The sequence below is a fragment of the Leptospira licerasiae serovar Varillal str. VAR 010 genome (assembly GCF_000244755.1).
Taxonomy (GTDB): domain Bacteria; phylum Spirochaetota; class Leptospiria; order Leptospirales; family Leptospiraceae; genus Leptospira_B; species Leptospira_B licerasiae.
On the sequence record NZ_AHOO02000005.1, the window covers coordinates 1285414 to 1306989 of the forward strand.

The 21576-nt window shown below is 41.0% G+C and carries 20 protein-coding genes; 9 read left to right on the top strand and 11 right to left on the bottom strand.

The genetic code is table 11. The features are described 5' to 3' along the window. The first annotated feature begins 26 nt into the window (after positions 1 to 26). The 3 genes from LEP1GSC185_RS06560 (at position 27) to LEP1GSC185_RS06570 (ending at position 2259) form a co-directional block, all read left to right on the top strand. Positions 27 to 581, top strand: coding sequence for a C40 family peptidase (locus LEP1GSC185_RS06560; RefSeq protein ID WP_008594051.1), 555 nt, complete (start codon positions 27 to 29; stop codon positions 579 to 581). A 71-nt stretch (positions 582 to 652) separates the two neighbouring features. After that, positions 653 to 1312 carry a M15 family metallopeptidase gene (locus tag LEP1GSC185_RS06565; protein ID WP_008595514.1) on the top strand — a complete coding sequence of 220 codons (660 nt, stop codon included), beginning with the start codon at positions 653 to 655 and terminating at the stop codon, positions 1310 to 1312. Beyond that, positions 1309 to 2259, top strand: coding sequence for a class I SAM-dependent methyltransferase (locus LEP1GSC185_RS06570; RefSeq protein ID WP_008594037.1), 951 nt, complete (start codon positions 1309 to 1311; stop codon positions 2257 to 2259). The genes LEP1GSC185_RS06565 and LEP1GSC185_RS06570 overlap by 4 nt, the downstream gene beginning before the upstream one ends. 150 nt (positions 2260 to 2409) lie before the next feature. On the opposite strand, the gene LEP1GSC185_RS06575 is transcribed toward LEP1GSC185_RS06570, so the two are convergent. From LEP1GSC185_RS06575 to LEP1GSC185_RS06585, 3 genes are read right to left on the bottom strand one after another with little or no spacing between them, the layout of a single operon-like run. Next, positions 2410 to 3213, bottom strand: a complete 804-nt coding sequence (locus LEP1GSC185_RS06575) for an SDR family oxidoreductase (RefSeq protein ID WP_008595235.1) — start codon at positions 3211 to 3213, stop codon at positions 2410 to 2412. A 40-nt stretch (positions 3214 to 3253) separates the two neighbouring features. After that, positions 3254 to 4111, bottom strand: coding sequence for an LA_0991 family prenyltransferase-like protein (locus LEP1GSC185_RS06580; RefSeq protein WP_008593593.1), 858 nt, complete (start codon positions 4109 to 4111; stop codon positions 3254 to 3256). A gap of 49 nt (positions 4112 to 4160) precedes the next feature. Then, on the bottom strand, positions 4161 to 5180 hold the full coding sequence (locus tag LEP1GSC185_RS06585) for a mechanosensitive ion channel family protein (protein WP_008594902.1): 1020 nt from the start codon (positions 5178 to 5180) through the stop codon (positions 4161 to 4163). A 152-nt stretch (positions 5181 to 5332) separates the two neighbouring features. On the opposite strand from LEP1GSC185_RS06585, the gene LEP1GSC185_RS06590 reads away from it, so the two are divergent. The 4 genes from LEP1GSC185_RS06590 to LEP1GSC185_RS06605 are packed head-to-tail and all read left to right on the top strand — an operon-like array spanning position 5333 to position 10624. Beyond that, the gene (locus LEP1GSC185_RS06590; RefSeq protein ID WP_008594513.1) at positions 5333 to 7666 is read left to right on the top strand and encodes an adenylate/guanylate cyclase domain-containing protein; all 2334 of its coding nucleotides are present in this window, start codon (positions 5333 to 5335) and stop codon (positions 7664 to 7666) included. 3 nt (positions 7667 to 7669) lie between these two features. Next, on the top strand, positions 7670 to 9184 hold the full coding sequence (locus LEP1GSC185_RS06595; protein ID WP_008595785.1) for a FecR family protein: 1515 nt from the start codon (positions 7670 to 7672) through the stop codon (positions 9182 to 9184). Positions 9185 to 9193: 9 nt separating this feature from the next. Next, positions 9194 to 10021: a hypothetical protein gene (locus LEP1GSC185_RS06600; protein WP_008595777.1), complete on the top strand. Its 828-nt coding sequence runs from the start codon at positions 9194 to 9196 to the stop codon at positions 10019 to 10021. 3 nt (positions 10022 to 10024) lie between these two features. Then, entirely contained in the window at positions 10025 to 10624 is a 600-nt protein-coding gene (locus LEP1GSC185_RS06605) for a DUF1554 domain-containing protein (protein ID WP_008595196.1), read from the top strand. Here the strand turns inward: LEP1GSC185_RS06605 and LEP1GSC185_RS06610 are convergent. From LEP1GSC185_RS06610 to LEP1GSC185_RS06625, 4 genes are all read right to left on the bottom strand, one after another. Then, a complete protein-coding gene (locus LEP1GSC185_RS06610) occupies positions 10621 to 11295 on the bottom strand; it encodes a response regulator (protein WP_008594648.1) in 675 nt (224 codons plus the stop codon). The two genes, LEP1GSC185_RS06605 and LEP1GSC185_RS06610, sit on opposite strands and share 4 nt — an antisense overlap. Further along, positions 11292 to 12341: a PAS domain-containing sensor histidine kinase gene (locus tag LEP1GSC185_RS06615; protein ID WP_008594481.1), complete on the bottom strand. Its 1050-nt coding sequence runs from the start codon at positions 12339 to 12341 to the stop codon at positions 11292 to 11294. Before LEP1GSC185_RS06615 ends, LEP1GSC185_RS06610 begins: the two co-directional genes overlap by 4 nt. Positions 12342 to 12450: 109 nt before the next feature. Beyond that, a complete protein-coding gene (locus LEP1GSC185_RS06620) occupies positions 12451 to 13743 on the bottom strand; it encodes an LruC domain-containing protein (protein ID WP_008594340.1) in 1293 nt (430 codons plus the stop codon). A gap of 146 nt (positions 13744 to 13889) precedes the next feature. Then, positions 13890 to 15413, bottom strand: coding sequence for an HDOD domain-containing protein (locus tag LEP1GSC185_RS06625; protein ID WP_008594767.1), 1524 nt, complete (start codon positions 15411 to 15413; stop codon positions 13890 to 13892). A 456-nt stretch (positions 15414 to 15869) separates the two neighbouring features. Between LEP1GSC185_RS06625 and LEP1GSC185_RS06630 the strand changes: the two genes are divergently transcribed. Then, positions 15870 to 17303, top strand: a complete 1434-nt coding sequence (locus tag LEP1GSC185_RS06630; RefSeq protein WP_029607845.1) for an aldehyde dehydrogenase family protein — start codon at positions 15870 to 15872, stop codon at positions 17301 to 17303. A 346-nt stretch (positions 17304 to 17649) separates the two neighbouring features. Here the strand turns inward: LEP1GSC185_RS06630 and LEP1GSC185_RS06635 are convergent, their stop codons facing one another. The 4 genes from LEP1GSC185_RS06635 to LEP1GSC185_RS06650 all read right to left on the bottom strand — a co-directional run bounded on the left by LEP1GSC185_RS06635 (position 17650) and on the right by LEP1GSC185_RS06650 (position 20159). Next, a complete protein-coding gene (locus tag LEP1GSC185_RS06635) occupies positions 17650 to 18081 on the bottom strand; it encodes an acyl-CoA thioesterase (RefSeq protein ID WP_008594779.1) in 432 nt (143 codons plus the stop codon). 104 nt (positions 18082 to 18185) lie between these two features. After that, on the bottom strand, positions 18186 to 18644 hold the full coding sequence (locus tag LEP1GSC185_RS06640) for a DUF3995 domain-containing protein (protein ID WP_008594701.1): 459 nt from the start codon (positions 18642 to 18644) through the stop codon (positions 18186 to 18188). Between the two features lie 32 nt (positions 18645 to 18676). After that, a complete protein-coding gene (locus tag LEP1GSC185_RS06645) occupies positions 18677 to 19483 on the bottom strand; it encodes a hypothetical protein (RefSeq protein ID WP_008595015.1) in 807 nt (268 codons plus the stop codon). A gap of 10 nt (positions 19484 to 19493) precedes the next feature. Further along, positions 19494 to 20159: an SGNH/GDSL hydrolase family protein gene (locus LEP1GSC185_RS06650; RefSeq protein ID WP_008595820.1), complete on the bottom strand. Its 666-nt coding sequence runs from the start codon at positions 20157 to 20159 to the stop codon at positions 19494 to 19496. A 20-nt stretch (positions 20160 to 20179) separates the two neighbouring features. Here LEP1GSC185_RS06650 and LEP1GSC185_RS06655 point away from each other — a divergent pair, with 20 nt between their 5' ends. Continuing rightward, positions 20180 to 21574, top strand: a complete 1395-nt coding sequence (locus LEP1GSC185_RS06655; protein WP_010513606.1) for an MBOAT family O-acyltransferase — start codon at positions 20180 to 20182, stop codon at positions 21572 to 21574. The last annotated feature ends 2 nt before the right edge of the window (positions 21575 to 21576 follow it).

The following is a 21576-nucleotide window of genomic DNA, read 5'->3' on the forward strand; positions in this document are numbered from 1 at the left end:
ATCCGTGGGAAAAGGGTCAGATATGTATGATCTTGAACGGAATCCAGAAAATTCTAGTTTTATGGAAAGAGAAAGTTCTTCCGAATTCGGGAGCGCTTTCTTTTTTGATCATACCTTTTTTCGCTTTGGTACTCGTAGCAGACCAGGCAAAATCATTATCCGATAAAGAAGTTCATAAGTATTTTTATGAAACTTGGAAATTAGAGATTGCGCCCAAGGACAATTTGGAATTGTTCAAGGAAACCCAACGTTGGATCGGAACTCCTCATAAAGACAACGGTAAAGACGAATCCGGAATAGATTGTTCCAGTCTTGCGGCACGTTTGGTGCAAAAAGCATATTCCAAAACGATTGCAGGTTCCTCTGAAAGTATTTCTAAACAGGTCAAAAAGATCTCCGAATCCGACCTACAAGAGGGAGATTTAGTATTTTTTAATATATACGGAGAAAAGATCAGTCATGTAGGAGTTTATCTAAAAGATAGAAAATTCGTGCATGCTTCCGTAGTCAAAGGTGTAACGGTGAATTCTTTAGATGAGAATTATTATAAGGCCAGATTTGTGTTTGCCGGAAGACTATAGTCGCTACGCGCCTGAAGCCCGTGACTTAGTATTGATTGACACAGAGCTTAAGGACCGAAATCAATTCTTACATGAGAGTCCGCAATTTCGGTCTTATCTTAATTCTGCTTACCTTCTTCCACTGCGAAAAGCCTCCGGTCTTAAAATTGGAAGAAAGCCCGCCATCATTAAAGATCGAAAAAGGATTAGTAAACGTAAAAGATATAGATCCAAGTATCGAGATCGATCTTCGTTATGCTACTCCGGAGAATTTTACTGGCTCGGTCATCTATCCTTTTCAGACCTGTTTGCTTCGAAAAGAAACCGCGGAAAAATTAAAAGCTGCCAACTCGGAATTTCTGACTTATGGATACAGGATTAAAATTTGGGACGGTTATCGTCCTCCCTATGCACAAAGGATTTTATGGGAAAAGGTCCCTAATCCAAGATATGTAGGAAATCCTACAAAAGGAGGCTCCGTTCATAATCGAGGTGGAGCAGTGGATCTAACTTTGATCGATTCGGCAGGGAAAGAATTGGAAATGCCGAGTGCTTACGATGAATTTACATACAAAGCTTCTCCGTTCCGTAAAGACTTGGAACCGTCGGTTTCAAAAAATTTGGAGATCCTTGTCGGAATTCTAACAAGGAATGGATTCAAACAAATTAGTTCCGAATGGTGGCATTATAATGACGGGGATGCAAAAGTTTATCCCTTAGTAGAGGTGGATCCGAAACTTTGGGAGAAATGAAACATTTAGAAATGTTCTCCAATCGTTTGACCAGGATTTCTAAACATTGGAAAAAATGGGCGAGAAGAAGGGGAATTACCTGCTTTCGGATCTACGATCGAGACATCCCTCAGGTTCCGATCGTAATTGATCTTTACGAAAATTACTGCCTGGTTTCCGAATACCTAAATTCTTATCCGATGTCCGAGGATGAGAGAGAATCAGAACGGAATACCATTCGCAATTTTATCATCGAAATTCTTCAACTTGCTCCCGAAAATTTATTTTGGAAAACCAGAGAACGTAAAAAAGGAAATCTCCAATACGAAAAGTTAGACGCGCAAGAAAGATCTATCGAGGCGCGTGAAGGAGGTTTGAAGTTTAAGGTAAACTTAAGTGATTATCTGGATACAGGGCTTTTTCTGGATCACCGAACCACTCGTGATCTTTTTAGAAAAGAAGCCTCAGGGAAGAATGTCCTAAATTTATATTCTTATACCGGAGCATTCTCAGTTTATGCAGCTGACGGTGGTGCGAAAAAAATCACCAGTGTGGACCTTTCTCAAAAATATTTGGACTGGTCCAAGGAAAACTTCGAACTCAATGGATTTTCCCCAAAAGATCACGAGTTTATCCGAGAAGATATTACGGAATGGTTGAAAAGAGAAAGGACCAATCCTAAAAGAACTCAGTACGATCTGATCATAGTAGATCCTCCTACATTCTCCAATAGTAAGAAGATGAGAGATATTTTTGATGTGCAAAGAGATTATTCTTTTTTACTAAATTCGATCTTTCGGGATTTTTCCGCACCCGGTGCGATCCTCTTTTTCTCTACGAATTTTCGAAAGTTCAAGTTGGATACTGATGAGCTTCTATGGGAAGACATCCAGGATATCACGAAACAAACGCATCCGGAAGAGTTTCGAAATGAGAAAATACGGTTTGTCTGGAAGATGAGAAAGTAACGATACTGTTCTGATGCTCTGTGAACTTTGTGCGAAAATTTTCCCCGCGACAGCGATTCGGAGGGCTTTAGTCACGAAGTGACGAGGGCGACTGCCCGAGCCCGCAGAAGCGCGGTCCGAGCGCAGCGAGAAGTCGCCCAAAACTTTATCTCAGGTGACCGCAGTCTTAGATAAGAATTTCGCAAAAAATTTAGGAAAATAATGTCTCAGGAATAGACCGAATTTTTCCTTTCCGCCTGCGATGATCACTTGCAGATCTTCATTTTCGATCGCATCTAAAATTTTACGCGCGCATTCGTCCGCATCGATGCCTTGCTCGATCACCTTGTCCATTTTCTTTTGCGGACTTCCGTCCCCTTTGAGTGCGTTATGCGAAATATTAGTCTTTACGAAACCTGGATATACCAAAGTGACTTTCAAATTTTCTTTCGTATTTTCCGCTCTAAGCGCTTCGTAAAATCCGGTTAACGCAAATTTGGTGGAAGAATATCCGGTTCTCAAGGGAACTCCAATGAGCCCTGCGACGCTTGCGATTGTGGAAATCCAACCTTTCTTTCTTTCTCTCATATGAGGAAGGACCGCTAGTGTTAATGCAATATTACCGAAGTAGTTCACCTTCATCAAAGTCTCGTACGTTTCCAGGGAAGTTTCATGTGCTAAAGAACGTTGGCTGATCCCGCCGTTATTGATGAGAACATCTATCTTTCCGAAAGTTTTGATGACTTGAGTTGGAGCTTTTCCTAATTTTTTATAATCTTCTAGATCCAGGGGAAGGATCATACTATTTGAATCCGTTAGTCCATTCTCTTTGCGGACTCTTTTTAATTCTTTTTCTCTTCTGGAAGAAAGAACTAAAGTTGCTCCTCTCCTTGCGGCTTCTTTTACTAATGATTCGCCGATCCCGGAAGAAGCTCCTGTGATCCATACGACTTTGTCTTTGAAAAATTCTCCCATATTTGTCTCCGATATTAAATTTCTTAGGCGGTCAAAGGATCTAAAAGAAGTTTAAAAGCCAAGGGATAAGTCCCAAGATAAAAACCCCTTCTCCTAGGATCCTGTATTTTTGAGAATCTTGGAATTTATCCGCGTAACGCAGGATTCCTCCCGGAACAGCACAGATCAGAGCGATCACCAAAGAGGCCGAAACCGAGGTGCCCGGCGCCCATTTCCGTATTCCGCCGGCCAATACTAAGGCAGCCAGAAATCCAAGCAAGGACAATCGTAACACCCACTCCTTGGCGAGTTTAGGAGAAAGAACTCCTAATAGATAAACCTGGCCTTCTTTGGCGTCTAACTCTGCCTCCATGAGAGAGTTCATAACCAAATTTAGAACAGTGCCTAAGAAGAATAAAAAAAGAAGAATCGGAACCGTCCATGATCGAAATCCTACAACCAGTAAAGGGCCGAACCAAACTCCTAATGTGTAGATCAATGCCACCGAAAATTCTTTTCCGAAACGTATTTTTCCCCAACGAGCGATCCCTAAATGAAGAATCGCTAGCGTCGCTAATAATACTCCGCCTAATAGAACGATCTCTCTCAATAATAAGAATGCGAGAACTGCGGAGATGATTGCAGCGATTGTGCAGAGTATTGTTAAAATTTTAGAATGATCGTAGTGGAATTTGTGACGCGGGTTGATGGAGTTTTCTCCAACGTTCTTTCCATCCAATAAATGATCTAAAGTATAGATGACCCAAACGCTTAAAGGCAGAAGGAACCACCATACCGTTTTCATCTTGGCGCCTGTCACTACTGTAGCCAAGGCCCCGGAACCTAAAACGCCAAGGCAGATATCCAAGCTTAGGACATGAACGTAAAACCAAAGTTTGTTCTCTAAAACGTTTCGCATACGATCTCTATTACGACTGATTTCCGCGAATAGATTAGCCCGCTTCGGATTATTTTACTGATTTCGCGGATATGCTATCGATTCCTTCCGATCTAAATTGAGAATGCAAGGATTTTATGAAAAGAGATTTAATTTGTCCGGAGTCGTCTATTTTTTTTAGAGGAAGATAGACCACCAAATCGATATTAGATTCCCCGAAAGAAATATACCGAAATGAAATTTTGGATTCGTTATAACCGCTTTTTCCGTAGATCTGAGTTAAAGAAAAGTTTGCAGCGTGATTAATGATGGATTCCAACTTCTCTAAATTTCCTTCTTTAGGAATGCTAATCTCTAATTCAGTCCGGAGTCCTGTGTTAGTAAGACTGTAATTTGTATACGTAGTCTTGGACATCTTCGCATTCGGAATGACGATCGTACTTCCGTTCCCTTTTTTGAGAGAAGTGGTTCTCCAGTTGATATCTTCTACCAGACCTTCTTCTCCCGTTTCTAAAGAAATATAATCTCCTACGGAAACTTTTTTACCTAGTAAAACTCCAAGTCCTGCAAATAAATTGGAAAGGGTTTCCTGCAAACCTAATGCGAACGCGAGACCTCCCACACCCAATGCGGTCAAGGCAGGGGTAACGGAAATGCCTAAAGTTTGTAATGCGACCAAACCTCCAGTGAGTAAGATCAGCATTCTAACTATATTGTTTAATATGGATGCGGAGGGCAGAAGTCCTTCCGCCTTTGAAGAATATAAAGTGAAAGCTCCTGAACCGACTCTTGCAAAGGAAAATGTGAAAATCAAGATCCCAAAAACTTTCAGATAGAGAGAAATTTTCTCTTCTACGGAAGTTTCCAACCTCAAGAATCTAAGAGCGGTATATAATCCAAAGATAAAAAAGGAAAATCTAACTAAGGAGAGAAGAGCCGTGTAAAGAGGATGGTTTGTATCTAGCTGATCTTTTGTGAGAGTTTTTGCGAGCCTTGGAACTATGAACCAGCCAAAAAGATAACCCAAAAGAATTCCGGAAATAACCGAAATTACTCCTAGCAACCAATTTGAACCTAAAACTGAGTCCATCCAAATCATTCTCCTAAATTACGAGGAAGTATTTTCTAGAAAAGAAAAAATGGAAGTCCCGAATTATGTGGCAAACCGAGGGCAAATCTAAAGAGAGATAAAATTGGATTTTGTAATGACAAACTAGATAGATTTTAGAGACTCCTATCCCCATGCAAGAGGGAGTCGGGAAAAATCAAATTTTAGAAGTTCCTCTGACGGACACTATGTCCGCATACTCTAGACAATTTCCGGAAGAAGGCGGAAATCTTTCCGAATGGATGGACGAGATACACACAAGAGGTATCCAAGAGGTAGTTTTTTGGGGAACGAAATCGGAAGCAAGCGGTTGGAAAAATAGCCAGGTATTCAGGGATCTGGTTAAAAAACTCCAGGAAGATAAGATCCGACTTTCTACGATGGATGGAGCAAAGTTCCGTTCTTCTCCGGATTCGGCCCGAAAATTGGATCGTTTTCTTAGATCTCATTTGGGTTCGGTGTTAGTTTGTTATTCCGAAAACGAATCTAATGAATTCGTAAAATTGATGCAGGAGATCCTTTCTGGCAAAAAAGAAGGTTCTACCAAAGCATATACACCATATTCTCCTAATATAACTTCCGAAAAACCCAAAAAAGAAAAACAAGAACCTCTTAAAAATCATGGAGAAGATTTTAAAGCTTCTAGGATCACGATTCGGGTCAAACTTCTTGCGATCGTTTCCGCGATCGTAGTAGTGAGTATGGGGCTTGTGATAGGGCTCGCTACGAATCTTTTCCGGAACTATACGGTATCACTTATCCAAGAATATAACTTGAGTTTGGCTAGATTAACCGGACTACAAGTAGGCCTTAGGATCAAAGAACTTTCCGCTAAATCAACTGAGTTTGCGGATAAATGGAATATTCGTCCTTCCAAAGGTTCCGATTCAAGAAAGATCACAGCTCCTACTCATATTGCCGGCTACTTCGCTACTCATCCTAAAATTTTGGCTTGGGGAAAATACGAGCAAGGAGAATCGGCATTAACTTTTAATCCAAAATTTTTAAGAGACCTTAGGAAAGAAGAAGATGAGGTCCGCGCTTTATGGGTTTCTATCCCTAAGGAAGAAAAAGAAAAATTTTTCGCTTCCGAATTCGATTCCACACGATTGGAGAATGTCAGCTCTAAGTTTGGATTTCCTGCAGTACTTTTTATAGAGAAGGATCTTTCCGGAAAAGGGAATGGCTTCTTCTTAATTTCTCCTCAAGATCTTTGGGAAGCGGCTAGGTCCGCTTTACAAACCGAATTATTCGCAATTTGGGTAGTGGACTCCAGAGGAAGATTGATCGCTCACACGGAAGAATCCGAGACTGTTTCCGCAAAAGATTATTCTAAAAATCCGTTAGTCCAATTCTTATTAAGAAGCCCCGCGGATAACGGCTCACAAACTTCCATCTTCGAAGGAAAAGAAACTTTAGGATCTTTTCAACAATTAGAAGATGGAAACCTTGCAGTAGTATCGTCTATCGAAGCGGATAAAGCTTTCGAAGCGGTATATAAGATAAGAAGACAGAACTTTTATATTCTAATCTCGGTACTGAGCCTCGCGTTCTTAGTCGTTTTCCTATTCTCCAGAACATTAACGGTTCCTCTTATCAATTTATTGAGCGCAACTAGACAGATCGAGAGAGGAAATTATAAGGTAGGGATTAAACCTGTTACGAGAGACGAGGTTGGAGTTCTGACAAATTCATTCCTCAAGATGGCACACGGACTAGAAGAAAGAGAAAAGATCAAAGACACTTTCGGAAAATTCGTGAACAAGGAGATCGCAGAAAGAGCGCTTGCGGGAGATATGCCTTTAGGCGGGGTTACCAAAGATGTAACGGTATTCTTCTCCGATTTAAGGAACTTCACCGGGATGTCCGAAAAATTAAAACCAAGCGAGGTAGTGGATTTTTTAAACGCTTACTTCACCGAGATGGTGGAATGTATCTATCTCACAGAAGGGATTGTGGATAAGTTTATCGGAGATGCGATCATGGCTCATTGGGGCGCGTTGTACACGGATGAGAACGATGCCAGGAATGCGATCAATTCCGCATTACTAATGAGAAACGCACTGATGGAATTCAATCGGATCGGAAGCGAGATCGGAAGACCTCAAGCAAGATTCGGATGCGGGATCAATACCGGCCCGGTGGTAGTCGGTCAGATAGGTTCGGAAAAAAAACTGGAGTTCACTGTTATCGGGGACGCAGTCAATCTTGCATCCCGTATCGAATACTTAACAAAAGATTTCGGAACGGACATACTGGTCTCGGAAACATCTTATGAAAAAGTAAAGGATCATTATAAATTCGAAACACTTCCTCCTGTTTGGATACGAGGAAAAGAAAAACCCCAACAACTCTATGCAGTATTAGGTTGGTTAGAAGATCCTGACTGTCCTAAAAACTTACAGGAACTCCGCAGAATTTGTGGAATACCTGAGCCTGATTCCCCTTCCAAGGCAGTAGCGGATTAAGATATGGATTGGAGAATTTACAAAAGAGAATGGCAGGTGGGCATCGGCTGCTTTGTTGTACTCTTTCTATCTCTGTATCTTCTTTATTTCGAATCCAAATCGAATGGAGGAGTAGGAAAAGAGATCATGGGAACCGTCTCTTTCCGATACAAAACTGCACAAAGAAAATTTCCTGACAGAATGTTATGGGAAGATCTGGAACAAGGGATGCCAGTCTACGACAGGGACTCCATCCGAACAGACGAGGCATCGGAAGCGGTAGTGTTCCTAAAATCAGGTACTCGGATAGAATTGGATCCTCAGTCTATGGTGGTTCTCCAGTTAAAGGAGAATAAGGAAAATTTAGATCTGAATGAAGGAAATATATTAGTAGAGAGCGGAAAAAAAGTCCTTTCCGTGATCGCCGGAACTGTCGGCTTAGAAGCGGAACTAGGTTCTAAATTCCAGGTCACCAGAAATGAGAACGGTACCAGAGTAGATGTTGAAAGAGGACAAGTAGAATGGTCCGAAAATGGGACCGTTAAACAAACGTTAGTCGAAAAAGAAAGTTCCCTAAACGGAAATAAACTGAATCAAAACTGGAGTCTTATAGGTCCTGAAGATTCTCATCGCTATTTTCCTGCGGAATTAGAGCAGATGGTTGAGTTCCGTTGGGAAGGAGGAGAAGAAGGTATATTAGAAATTTCTCCTAGACGGGATTTCTCAGTGTATATTTCGAAAAGACCTTCTAAAGAGCCTTATTATAAACAGAAATTTCCTGAAGGTATCTACTATTGGAGGATTAACTCCAAAGATGGCAAAAAAATATCCGAAGTCCGAAAGTTCAGGGTTCTTCCCAACTTTCCTGTGGAACTACATTATCCTAAAAAAGATCTTTCTCAAGAAGATAGGACTGTCGCCTTCTCTTGGGCAAAACAAAAGATAGCAAGCGGTTACAAATTGCAGATCTCTACCGATCCGAATTTCGGGTCCGTTTCGGAAACCCAAGTATTCCGCACGAATTTTTCGCTCACTCTAGATCCAGGGACTTATTATTGGAGAGTGCAGTCTTATACAAATCTTCCCGGGACGGAAACATTTTCGGAAGTACGAAAATTTTCCATCTCTCTACCTGTGATCCAGGTTGCGGAGCAAAAACAGGAAACCGCTTTAACAGTTACGGAGACACAACAAAGTTCGGATCTATCCGTAGATTTCCCGAAAAACGGCGCTTTGGTGGACATGACCGGAAAAGAAAGTATCTCTTTCCGTTGGAAATTCTCCGCCAAACAGAAACAAAGCGAATGGAAATTTCGTCTTTTCTATAAGAGAGGCTCAGGCGACGAGCTAATCTACGAAAAAAAGACAAAAGGTGACAGGTTAGTGTTCAAAGACTTGGAAAAACTGGATGTGGGAACATTTCGTTGGACCATAGAATCGGATGCAGACCCCGGCCTAAGATCGGAAGCGGATTTCAAAATATTACTTAGGGAAGAATTGGAAGCTCCGGAAACAAAATCCAGTGGCGCCCGCCCTTAAGGAGAAGGCATGTTCTTGTTCCGCGGAAAAACTTTCGCTATAGTATTTCATTTTATTCTAATATTCTTTTCCATAACTTCGGGAATTTTTGCCGAAAAGAAAAGCTTCGTCTATTATATAGAATGGAAAGAAGTAAAGGGAAGCCGAGGTTACGTGGTAGAAGTCCGAAAAACTGAACCTCCTCAGGAATTATTTTTAGAAAAGAAAGTCTCCGAGAACGAGATCGAATTTTCCTTGGAGGCAGGAACTTACGAATATAGGATCGCCGCGCTTAATAGATTCGGGAAACCTTCTTCTTATACTCCTTGGACTAATTTTAAAGTAGAACAAGACCGTCCTAAGGCAGTTGCTATGGCGGAAAAGGAAGAGGCAAACAAAGGAATCAAAACTTCTAAATTTGTCTGGATACCCGGAACGGGATATTATTCCAAAGGGGAACGTTGGAAGTCCTACAGTATTTGGGTCTGGCTCGGAACGCTTGCTTATCTTGGAAATTCCGAGAGAGAAGCGGGGAATATTCTCGCCTCAAAACCGTTAAACGACCCGATGAATATTGCGGTTTTAAGTTTAAATCTACCTTCTTCATTTACTCTTTATCTTTGGCAGGCAAGGGAAAACGATAAGAAAGAATATGAAATGCATCAAAACAATCAGGCTCTCATCGGCGGAGTTGCGGTATTGAGCGTTGCACTTTCTCTTTGGTTGGAAAATAAACTTCCCCAAGGGGATACAGTTCAGTTCAAAATGGGCCCTGACAGAGGTGGAAATCAAAATACTTTTGCAAATACCGGATTTTCTCAGAACAGATGGGAAGTCCAATATACAAGGAGCTTTTGATCTATGGCTCTTCGAATTTCTGTAATACTCGTTCTCCTTTCCGGACTTTTTAGTTTTTCTTGTTCCAAGCCCTTTCCTGGCGGAGATGAACTCATTTTACTAGGACTTCTAGGTAAGACACGTTACCTGTTCGTTACTACCTCTACCAACACTGGGAATTTAGGCGGCATTGGAGGCGCGGATCTCATTTGCCAAAGTGCAAAAACTTCCGAAGTTCCTGACCTACCAGGATCCGCTTTGGAATATATGGCGTTGATCGCTTCTTCTTCCAGAGTACCTGGTGGGACCGGATGGCCCTTACTTCCGAATACGAATTATTACGCAATGAACCCAGGACAGACCTTGATCTTTCATACAAATGGTTCCGGACTTCCTACAATCCCGATGGATAGTGCGACCGGGATCCCTGGATCAGGAAATTATTGGACAGGTATCAGTATGAGTTTTGGACTTAGCACAGATGTTTGCCAAAATTGGGGAAGTTCCGCGCCGACGGATTTCGGAGAATATGGGGCTCCGACCGATAATACCATCGGTGGATTCAACCAAGGCTTCTCGGATGGATGCGATCAGCCTAAAGGTTTACTCTGCGTTAGAAATTAACTCTCTACGATTCCTGCTCGGATCGCGTAGACTACTAAGTCTGCTACCTTGTGTAAGTCCAACTTCTTCATAATGTTTGCTCTATGCACCTTTACTGTTGCAGGAGAGATATGAAGAAGTTTTCCGATCTTCTCGTTGGAATTCCCCTCTGAGATCAATTTTAAGATCTGTCTTTCTCTGTCGGAAAGTACTGAGAATACGGATGGACCTTCTTCCTGAAGTTCTCCCGTTTTTTTGCGGCCTATTCCTGAAAGAACTCTGGTTGCGATTCTCGGGCTTAGGTAAGTTTCTTTTCTGCGGACAGCATCTATCGCTCTGAGTAGATCCTCTCCCGCGTCGTCTTTTAGAACGTAACCGTTGATCCCTAAATCCACCAGCTTTTGGATATATTCTTCGTTATCATGTCTGGATAGAATGATGACCTGTACTTTGGGATAGTATCTTTTGACTCCCTTGACTAGATCTATTCCGCTTACTCCCGGCATAGAGATATCTGTGATCAGAATGTCGGGTTCTAATTTACCGATTTCGTCTAGCGCCTGTTCGGCGTTTCCATTTTCGCCGATGATCTCCAGATCGTTTTGTCCGGAAATGATCAGTCTAAGACCTTCTCTTAAGATAGCGTGGTCGTCTACAAGATAGAGTTTGCAAACGGAGGGTTGGGCGTTCATACTTTCTCCTTGGAACGTTTTTTTAACGGGATCCTAAGCACGTATTTAGTGCCTTTATTAGGTTCCGTTTCTAAAAAAAGAGTACCGTTCAGGTCCTCGGTTCTTCTCCGAATATTTTCCAATCCGTATCCGGTAGACTTTATTCTGGCTTCTTTTTCTTTAAATCCTTTTCCGTTATCTTTTGCAGAAACTACCAAAGTATCTTTTTCCGAAAAGATCTTTAACTCCACTTTATTCGCTTGGGAATGTTTCAGAATGTTCGCGCAAATTTCCTGTAATATTCTGAAAACTTGGTTCTGTATTTCCTGTGGGATTTTTTCGGGAACTTTAAACTCGGATTTTACTTTTATTTTTTGTATCGGAAAAATTTGGTTTGCTAGAGAACTTAATGCGGCTTCCAACCCGAGTTCTTTTAAGGAAGAAGGTTGCAAATTTGTGTAAATTTCGCGGAGTTCTTGGCTAGCACGATCGATGAGTCCTAAGCCGGAACCGAAAGATTCCGGATGTTCCTTCTCCGATTTTTGATAAGCTTGGAAATGTAATTTTGCCGCGAGTATAAGTTGACCGACTCCATCATGGAGTTCTCTTGCGAGTCTGGATCTTTCTTCTTCTTGGGAGGCGAGCACTTGTGTGTGTAGAGTTGCGATCTTCTTCTCCAACTTTTTGTTCTCAGTGATGTCCTTTAAGATCATACCAAGACTATCTTTAAATCTGAAGATAGAATATCCGTAGGACTTTTTCCCTTTTTTGAATTCCTGGTTTTGTAATTTCGTTTTGAGGGCTTTATGAAGATTTTCTCTTAGGTTGGCTTCTTCTTTCGAATCTAATTTTAATAGATTGAATAGGTTTTTCCCCGCTGGGTTAGCGAATCTTAGTCTGAATTCTTTTTTAAAGGATGCATTTGCAAATCGGACTATATTGTTTTCGTCCAAGGCTACAATAGGGGAGATCTCTTCTACCAAGGATAGAAATTTAGAGGCCTGTTCCTTACCGGAGGCTGAACCTGATTGTTTTGTTTCTTTTCGTTTGAGAAGTCCTGAAGCCACTTAAAGTTCAGGATATAGTCTGGCATTCGGATCGAAAAGGAAAAAATCCCCTCCCCTCGGCCGAATGAGGGAAGGGGTAGGTTGCTTTTACTCTTTCAGGAGTCCCAAATTAGGGCGTTGCCGGAAACACATCCGAAGTATTCGGAGTTCGGAACCAATCCGTATCGGCGGTCCCAAGAGATTCATACCAAGTTTTGAAAGTAGGATAAGACTTACGTATGTCAGTAGCTTCGTAAGGCCATTGGAAGTTTCCAGGTACAAGAAGCACCCAAGGGAATCCGGTAGCATCTCGGTAAATGTCCTTACCTTCCGAATCGAAATATTTTCCCGCTGCATGTATATCTTTACCGGTATTGATCACTCTTATGAACGTGTCGTAAGGAGCAGGTCCAAGTACCAGTTTAGAAATAGGAGCGGAAAGGATTACTTCTAGTTTTGCCGTTTTACCTTTTACGAAGGTAGTGTCCGTTCTGGATGCGTTCGATTTGGAAATTGTAGTGGAGCTATTTCCTAAAATTTCCAGGTCGGCAATCGATGTTGGAGTTCCACTTAGATTTTCTTCCAAGGTTGTTCCATCTGCTGCATAACGAAGAAGGGAATAACTTGTCACACTTGCTCCCGGTAATCCGAAACGAAGAGTATGATTGTATCCTGCACCTTTTGCAACGTGAGTGAAATAACCTCTTACTCGCACTACTTCGCCGAATTTGTTCAAGTCTTCTTCGAAATAAGAACGGATCACATAGTCGTTGAAGTCTGCATCCCCTTGTTTAGGAAATAAGTCTTCATACGAAGTTGTATAATAATCCACCGCAGGAACACGGATCGAGCTAACTCTTGTAGGATCGTTCGGGAATACATCTTCGAAGTCTTGGACGCCATCCCCATCACTATCGATGATTTGTTGGACCGTTGCAGTAAACCCTATGGAAATCCTTCTGTCCACCTTGCTTACCGTTACGATAGAAATATCCGCTTCGTAAAATTTGCCGTAAGCTTCTACAGTGAGATGAACCGTTTTGGTATCGGCATCTATCGTAAAACTACCTGTAACTTCTCCGTTTGGATTCGTATATGCTTTAAAAACGGATTTATTACTAGCGGCACCCGGCGTAGCAGAAGGTACTGTAACTTGCACCATGGACCCGTCCACAGGAGCTACTGGGTCTATCACTTGAACGTTTACTGTAATTGTCCGGGTAGTATCGAATACGAAATCAACGGGAGCCGTCTCGTCATTAATATCGATTCCGAAATCAGTGGGACCGGAAGGAGCCTGCACTGCAGAGGACCCCGCTACCAAACTCATCAACCAGGCATAATTCGGATCGCTGGAAGATGTGCATGATACTAAAGAGATACTGAGAGAGACCAAAAAGCATGTTAGGATTTTTTTTGTCATATATGCACCCGTACGGATGTCATGATTATGCCGATATCCCCCCAATAAGCAATACACCCGAAGGTTTAGATTACAAGAACCTTCGGCTAATACTATTTTTGGTACTTTGTTCGAAAGAGATCTCTAATTGCCGGAATTCCGGCGAATTAAAGAGTAGCCTGGAAACTTTCTAAAGCTTTGGTCCGGAAAGAATGGAAATCTCCTGAAGAGAAAAATTTGCAATGCTTTAGGACTTCTTCAGGGATCTCGGAGAACTTAGCTTCCTCGTTATTTATCTTGATCATCATATCTCCCAGATAAATAGGAAAGATGATCTCCTTGTACTGCTCTTCCGCTAATTGAGGTCTATGATGGTATTCCATAGTTTTGGAATATAGTTCGGGGAAATTCCATTTTTCAGCGATCAAGGCGCCGATCTTAGTGTGAGTGATACCGAATGCCGCCTCTTCCATAGATAAAGAAGATGCGATTTCCTTAGATGCGGAATAATTTTGGATCTTACCCATACGCTCTTGTTCCAAGGAAAGAAGTATGATCTCTCCTATATCGTGAAGAAGCGCTGCCGACATCAAATTACTCATAGAGTCTTTAGGAAGATTTAATCTTTGAGCGATCAATTTGCAATAATATGCACACTGATTCGATTTTTCCCAAATCGTTAAGAATGCCGGGAACTTGTTTTCAAGTATCTGTTTTGTTCCGAGAGAATATAATAAGACCTGTAACTCTTTTAAACCGATGAGCTGGATCGCTCTGTCCAAAGATTCTACTTTGTTACCTCTGCGGAATGCTGCAGAGTTGGATAATTTCAGGATGTTTGCGGAAAGAGCTACGTCCTTTTTCACCATCTCTGCGATCTGGCCGATACTTGAATTCGGTTTGTCGATTGCGGATTGGATATCTTGGATCGCTTTCGGGAAAGTAGGAAGTTGATCTACTTCTTTGATAATTTCTTCCGCTTTTTGGATTTGAACATTCTCTTTTTGGATACGGATAGGAATGTCGATGATTACCGAGGTATTATTTCCCTGGCTTTCTACCTTATAGGAACTTGCGCCTAGACCGTCGTTTTTCAACATCATGAGGGTCATGATCAGTCCAAGGCCCGCGCCTTCTGTTTCGTCGCCTTTTTCTAAAAAAGCTTCCGCAAGATCGTTATACGTTTTTGCTTTTTCGATCCTTTCGTTGATACGGTCCACTTCTTCGGGACTGAGTTTTACGTTATTCATCACTCGAATGCGGATCGCATCCTTATTGTGAATGAAAGAGACTAGGACAACGTAGTTATTTTTAAAGAGAAGATCTTCATACTTCTCCTTATTGTCCAGATATGTTTTTTTGAAGCCTGTGATCTTGCTGCGATATACGCTTGGATTTTGAATATCAGCCTGGAGTTCTCTAAAATAGATCCTTTTGATATTTGCCTTAATTGTATTCGTAATCGTCTCTTTCAAAGCTGCAAGAACCGAATCCCTTACAAAGATGATATCTAAATGTAAAAGATAACGATCCAAGGTTTTGGAGAGAACGCTATCCACACTCTCAGTAAGATTGAAAAATTTAAAATGAAACGGAGTGTTTTCCGAAATAGGATGATTCAGGTCCTTCAGATTGCTGAAAATACCTTGGTCTTTGTGATGGAAAAGTTCTAGGGTTTTCCCTTGGCTCATATCATGTAACTCTGAAAAACGTTAGTGGTCTCTGTCAAGAATTCGCGAAACTTATATATGAAAAATAAGGATCTGCTAAGCGAATTATACGGATCAAACATTGAAAAAAAAACCGAGTAAAAAATTAATCTTACGTTTCTTGTCAGAAATAAATTTCCAAAAACGTCAGAGGCCATTAATCCTTTTGGACTAATCTATCACTTGTTCAGGTAGGAAAATTTTTATCATAACGGGTTGAATAAAAAGCGACTTTGGTCCAGATAGGGGACTTTTTCTTCAAAAGTTACGGAATGATCATTCAATAAAAAGGTTGCGTCAAAATCCTAAATTTGATGAAATTATACCTTGGTTCTCTACCAGTCCGGATTTCCGGAAGAATGTTAGAACTTTAGGAGACCCCTCATGTCCAGCACAGCTACACAACCGGCGAGCTCAGTCTCTTCCGCGTCGAGCGGAATGGCTTCTTTTCCCGCTGCAAACCCTAAGGAAATGCAAAGAGTATTCGATGCCCAAAAACGTCATTTTCACAAGGTTCTGAAAGTATCCAAGGCGAAGGATCGAGTCGTATTATTGAAAAAATTACTCGCAGCAGTGGAAAGGCTGACCCCAGAGATCAAGCAAGCGCTACAGAACGATTTTAGAAAAGCTCCTCACGAAACGGATCTGACTGAAGTTATGCCTTCTATCGCTGAACTTAAAGATGCGATCCGTCACGTAAAAACTTGGATGAAGCCGGAAAGGGTAAAAACTCCTGTTTCGCTCTTCGGAGCAAGAAGTTCCATTTCTTACGAACCAAAGGGAGTAACGTTGATCATTTCCCCTTGGAACTATCCGTTTTATCTTGCGATCGCACCTTTGACTGCGGCGCTTGCAGCGGGAAACACTGCGATTATTAAACCTTCCGAGTTTACGCCTGAAACTTCTAAACTACTCACTAAACTTGTAAAAGAAACTTTCCGAGAAGAGGAAGTTGCAGTATTCGAAGGAGATCATACTGTTTCCACGGCTCTAATGGAGTTACCTTTTGATCATATTTTCTTCACAGGGAGTACTCATGTAGGAAAGATCGTAATGGCGGCAGCCGCCAAAAATCTTTCCACAGTTACTCTGGAATTGGGAGGAAAATCTCCTGCTATCATCGTGCCTGGGGCGAATCTGAAAAAAGCGGCCCAAAAATTGGTATGGGGAAAGATCATGAATGCGGGACAGACTTGTGTCGCGCCTGACTATCTACTTTTACCGGAAGGACAAACGGAAGAATTCGTAAAACAAGCTAAGGCTGCCGTAAAATCTTTTTACGGAGAAACTTCTGCAGATATCAAGAACAACAAAGACTTCTGTCGTTTAGTAAACCAAAGAAACTTCCAAAGAGTTTCAGGATATATCCATGAAGCGGTTGAAAAAGGCGGCAAAGTAGTGATGGGAGGAGAAACGGATTCTTCTCAGAACTATATCGAACCGACTCTAATCGCTAACGTGCCTGAAAGCGCAAGGATCATGGAAGATGAGATCTTTGGACCGGTGCTACCTATCCTAACATACAAAAACCTGGACGAAGCAGTGGAAAAGGTTTTATCTAAACCGAAGCCGCTCGCGCTCTATGTGTTCGGAAGCAATAACAAATACATCAACAAGGTCCTGAAGGAAACATCTTCCGGAGGAGCTGCAGTGAATGACGTTATCGTACACTTGGCCAACCCGAACCTACCATTCGGAGGGATCAACCATTCCGGACACGGAAGCTATCATGGATGGTGGGGATTCAGAACATTCTCTCATGAGAAGTCTGTATTCAAACAAGCTCCGTTCTCTTCGATTGAAATGTTATATCCACCTTACACAGGTTTCGTGGATAAGATGCTTCAATTCACAAAGAAGTTCTTCGTTTAAAAGTTTCTTCTACTTTCTTCGATTTGAAAGCCCTCTTCGGAGGGCTTTTTTTATTTTTTGGGCGGTTCCTCACTTCGTTCGGACGGGCTACTTCGGGTTCGTGCATTCGCACTCATCCGGTAAGCCGGACTTGCGCCCTGCGTATCCCTTCCGCAGCGACCCGAAACACAAAGAGTTTGCACTAAGATCTTTGCAACTCTGCGTGAACAATAAAATCTTTTGTTGGAGTTCCAACATGGGTTGGAAGGGCGGCCCCCGCCCTGGTTCGGGTGGCGGAGGAGGGCTTGTGGGAGAAGCCTTTCCCCTGTATCATAAAATTATAAATCTTTCAATTACAAATTCTAAGTTAATTTGTAGGAGCTCCAACATTAACTCCTAATCCTTCCAGGAATTTGTCCGTATACTTCCATGGTCTTTTCTTGCCGAAATCAAACATGATACAATGAGAGATGGATTCGCAGGAAACTTTGCCGTCGGATTTTCGTATCAATTTTTGGAACACCTTACATCTGGAGCCGGAGATCTCGCCAAACTGAGTCTCTATTAAAGCGGTGTCCGGATAACGGATTTCCGCTTTATAATCCGTTTCGCCTCTTAGGATCATCGGACCTATGTTTTCGGATTTCATTTGAGAGAAGGAAAGGCCTGCTTCTTCTAGAGCAACCATTCGTCCTTCGTGAAGGAATACTTGGAAGTTCCCGACATTCAAATGGCCGTTCGGATCGCATTGGCTCCAAAGGACCGGGATTTCGTAAAAGAATGATTTAGAGATTTGCATATGTCTTTCCTATTCCTCCAAACTGGAAAGCGCGAGGATTCAGAAAAGGGGAATTTATAGTTTTATGTCAAATTATTAATTGGTTGGAAAAACAAAATATAGGATTAGAAACTTATCCAGCTAAGATATAAATAAGAGATTCCTATAATTATACAAACAGGCGAATAGATTAAATAATCATATTTTGCGAATTTAGTATTTTTAATTTTTTTAAAATAGCCCACCAATCTGAAATCTCCAATGGCTCTTCCTAAAAAGATGAATGAGATCAATAGAGAGAAGACTGCGCTCATTTTGTTTTGAGCGAAAATATTTCCGGAAGACCAAAGTGCCACTGCTCCGAAGCCAAAGAGTGCGAGTGCAACAAGCAATGTTAGTCCTCTGCTTGGGATAAATGCAGGTTTACCGTTCGTTTCTGGAATGACTGTGACTGATATTCGTTTTTCTCCGAATGCCCAGTAAATATGTAATGCGGATAAGAAGAATAAAATGGAAGCTGTGATTGAACCTAAGATCTTTTCCATTCGAATAGTTTTGACTGAAACTTTTGGTTTGTCCAGCAATCTTATATTTCAGGCTTAAGCGAGAAGGTTTTTTAATCTCCAAAAAAATATAAATATCCTATTTTAAATCCACGATCTATATTCGAATCTGTCCTTGTCTGCAACAGGAGGGAAAAAGTTAAATACCCGTTCGGATTTATAGGGTACTGAACCCCAGGTGCAATCACGAAATAATCGGAATACGGTGTAATCGTATTCGATACGGTAGTTCTATGACCGAACTCTAAAAGTAAATTCGTTTTAGAAGGTAGGCCGTACGAAAGAGTTAATCCTGAATATAAGAATCTTTTAAAGTTCTCTTCCGCAGTTTCTTTTCCGGAAGAGTTGGTTTCGGATTCAAAGTTTACGGTTCCTTGGATGGAGAATGCGCCGAATCTTTTTAACCCGCCAAAATAAGCCCGGATCAGAAATAGATCCGGATTGATATCCGCTTCTTTAGGTTGGGAGACAGAAGGTCCTAAAAATTGAACTCCGCCACCGAATGATGCAAAATCTGTTTTTACATAATATTTTGCACCCACTGCCCATCTATCCCAACCGCTCCAAATTTTTCTGGTTGTGGAATAATGATCTATGTATCCGTAACTTGCAGTCACTGAAAATGAATCCGAAAGTTTCATTTCTCCAACTGCGGAAATCTTTCTATCTCTTTCGTAACCGTCTTCTTGCCTGGGGGTTCTGTCTGTGGCCGTTCCTGCAATATATACTTTGTTATATACTGCCAATTCTTGGTTCAGGTTTGGGTGTACCGGCCTTTCTTCATTTCCCGGAGCGGGCAATAAAGGAATTATAAAAACTGAATACGAAAGAACGAATGGTATGTAAGTTTTCCATTTCATTTTTAAGGCCTTATTCGTTCAGAAACAAAATTGGAAAGAAAGGTAGTAGCTGTTCTCTAACGGCTTTGGATAGAACTTCATATCCTTTTTCATTTGGATGGGCTCCATCCGGAATCATATCATCCGTAATCAGGAGTTCGGTATCGATTCTTGGGATAAAGTTAATCCGTTCTTTCATCTTCGCAGTTATCATTGAGGCAGCCAAAGTTGGCCAAGGAAACTTAACATTCCAAATATTCAGAGCAATGACATGCTTGCATCTTGTTTGTAAGATTTGAATACCTTGCATTTGTCTGTCGATTGTAGCATCCACTTCTGCTGGATCGGGCGCATAATTGTTTAGGAAATCATTCACTCCACCTTCATATAAACATGCGTCATATCGTTGATGATCTTTTTGGATTGAGTCGAGAATTATATAAGTGTTCCTTACTGGAAAGGCGAATTTTGCCCCGTTAAATTCAGGAAGCTGCTTCTCAATTGGCCAGGCAGCTATCACGCTATCTCCATACATGGCAAGGGAAGGTTTGAGTAGGTATGAAAGAACTTTTTCGGACTCACTTTCTGGAGGTTTATCGCAATTTGATATATGGAAGATAGTGCATGCGAAAATTATGGAACTGCAAAAGATTCGCTTTCCGGCGCCTTGAGAATTTTTTGTTGCCCATCCGGCCATTTAAAACAAACTTTCCAGGAATGATCTTTAATTCAATAGTTTTTGTTGTATTCTTTATATCTCTTCATCTTCTTTATTGGAAAGCACCTAAAAGATTTGGGAACGCTATTCTTTTGCTTGGCTCTGTAATATTCTACGGGTATTGGAGTATTCTTTTTCTCTTCCATTTTCTAGGAACAATATTAATTAACTATCTTCTTTATATATGGGCATCTAAGCATCCAGGCAGACTTAGTTTGAGTATAACGGTAATATTAAACTTAATAAATCTAGCCTTTTTCAAATACACTTATTTCCTTTTAAATTTTTTTGTGGATTTAGGTATATCAGGAGATGCAGGAAAACAACTTTTGTTAGATTCAAAGAGTATAGTTCTCCCGTTAGCGATCAGTTTCTATACATTTCAGATATTGGCATTACAGATTGATTCGCAAAGAGAAAAATTTTCCGAAAAAATCAGTCTAGAAAAGTTCAGTCTATTTATTTTATTTTTTCCTCAATTAATTGCTGGTCCGATCATGCGGCATGGAGATTTTTTTGATCAGCTTGATAGAAATCGTCGTTATTCAGGTCTTTCTTTTAATTCGGGTTACATTCTTATAATCGTTGGAGTTATCAAAAAAGTTCTGATAGCTGATTCGATTTCTGGATTAATAGATCCAGTTTTTTCAAATCCAAGTGAATATGATTCTGTTAGTTTAATCGCCTCTGTCTATGGATTTGCAATTCAAATATATTGTGATTTCGCAGGTTATACGGATATGGCAAGAGGGATGGCTTTACTTTTAGGTTTTGACATTCCCCCGAATTTTAATGCACCTTATTTTTCTCTAACATTTAAGGAATTTTGGACTAGATGGCACATAACCCTTTCTACTTGGTTAAGAGATTATTTATACATCTCTCTTGGCGGAAATAGGCAGGGCAAATTGCGAACTTTCATAAATTTATTTCTTACTATGCTTCTTGGAGGACTTTGGCATGGGGCGAATTACACATTTATAATTTGGGGATTCTTACACGGTTCATATTTGGTTATAGAAAGGTTATTAGGCCTTGAAAGTCCTTCGCGAGAAAGATCAAAGTTTCTTAAAATTATTTCAGCTCTTATTGTATTCCATGCGGTATGTTTTGCTTGGATTTTTTTTAGGGCAGACTCTGCTTCGTTATCATTTTCTATGATATCTGGTATCTTTGCTAATTCTGGAAAGATTAGATTATTAGATGTTGGTCCTTTGCTCTTATTGGTAATTTTAGGACTGTTGACTCAACTCTATGAATATTTACCTAAAGAATCAAAGTCGATTAGTTTTAGATATAGGGAGCTTGTTGTTCCAGTTTTTGCTTTGATCATTGCTTTCTTGACTGCTTCGGTTTCTTCACAAGCTTCTCCATTTATTTATTTTCAATTCTAAGA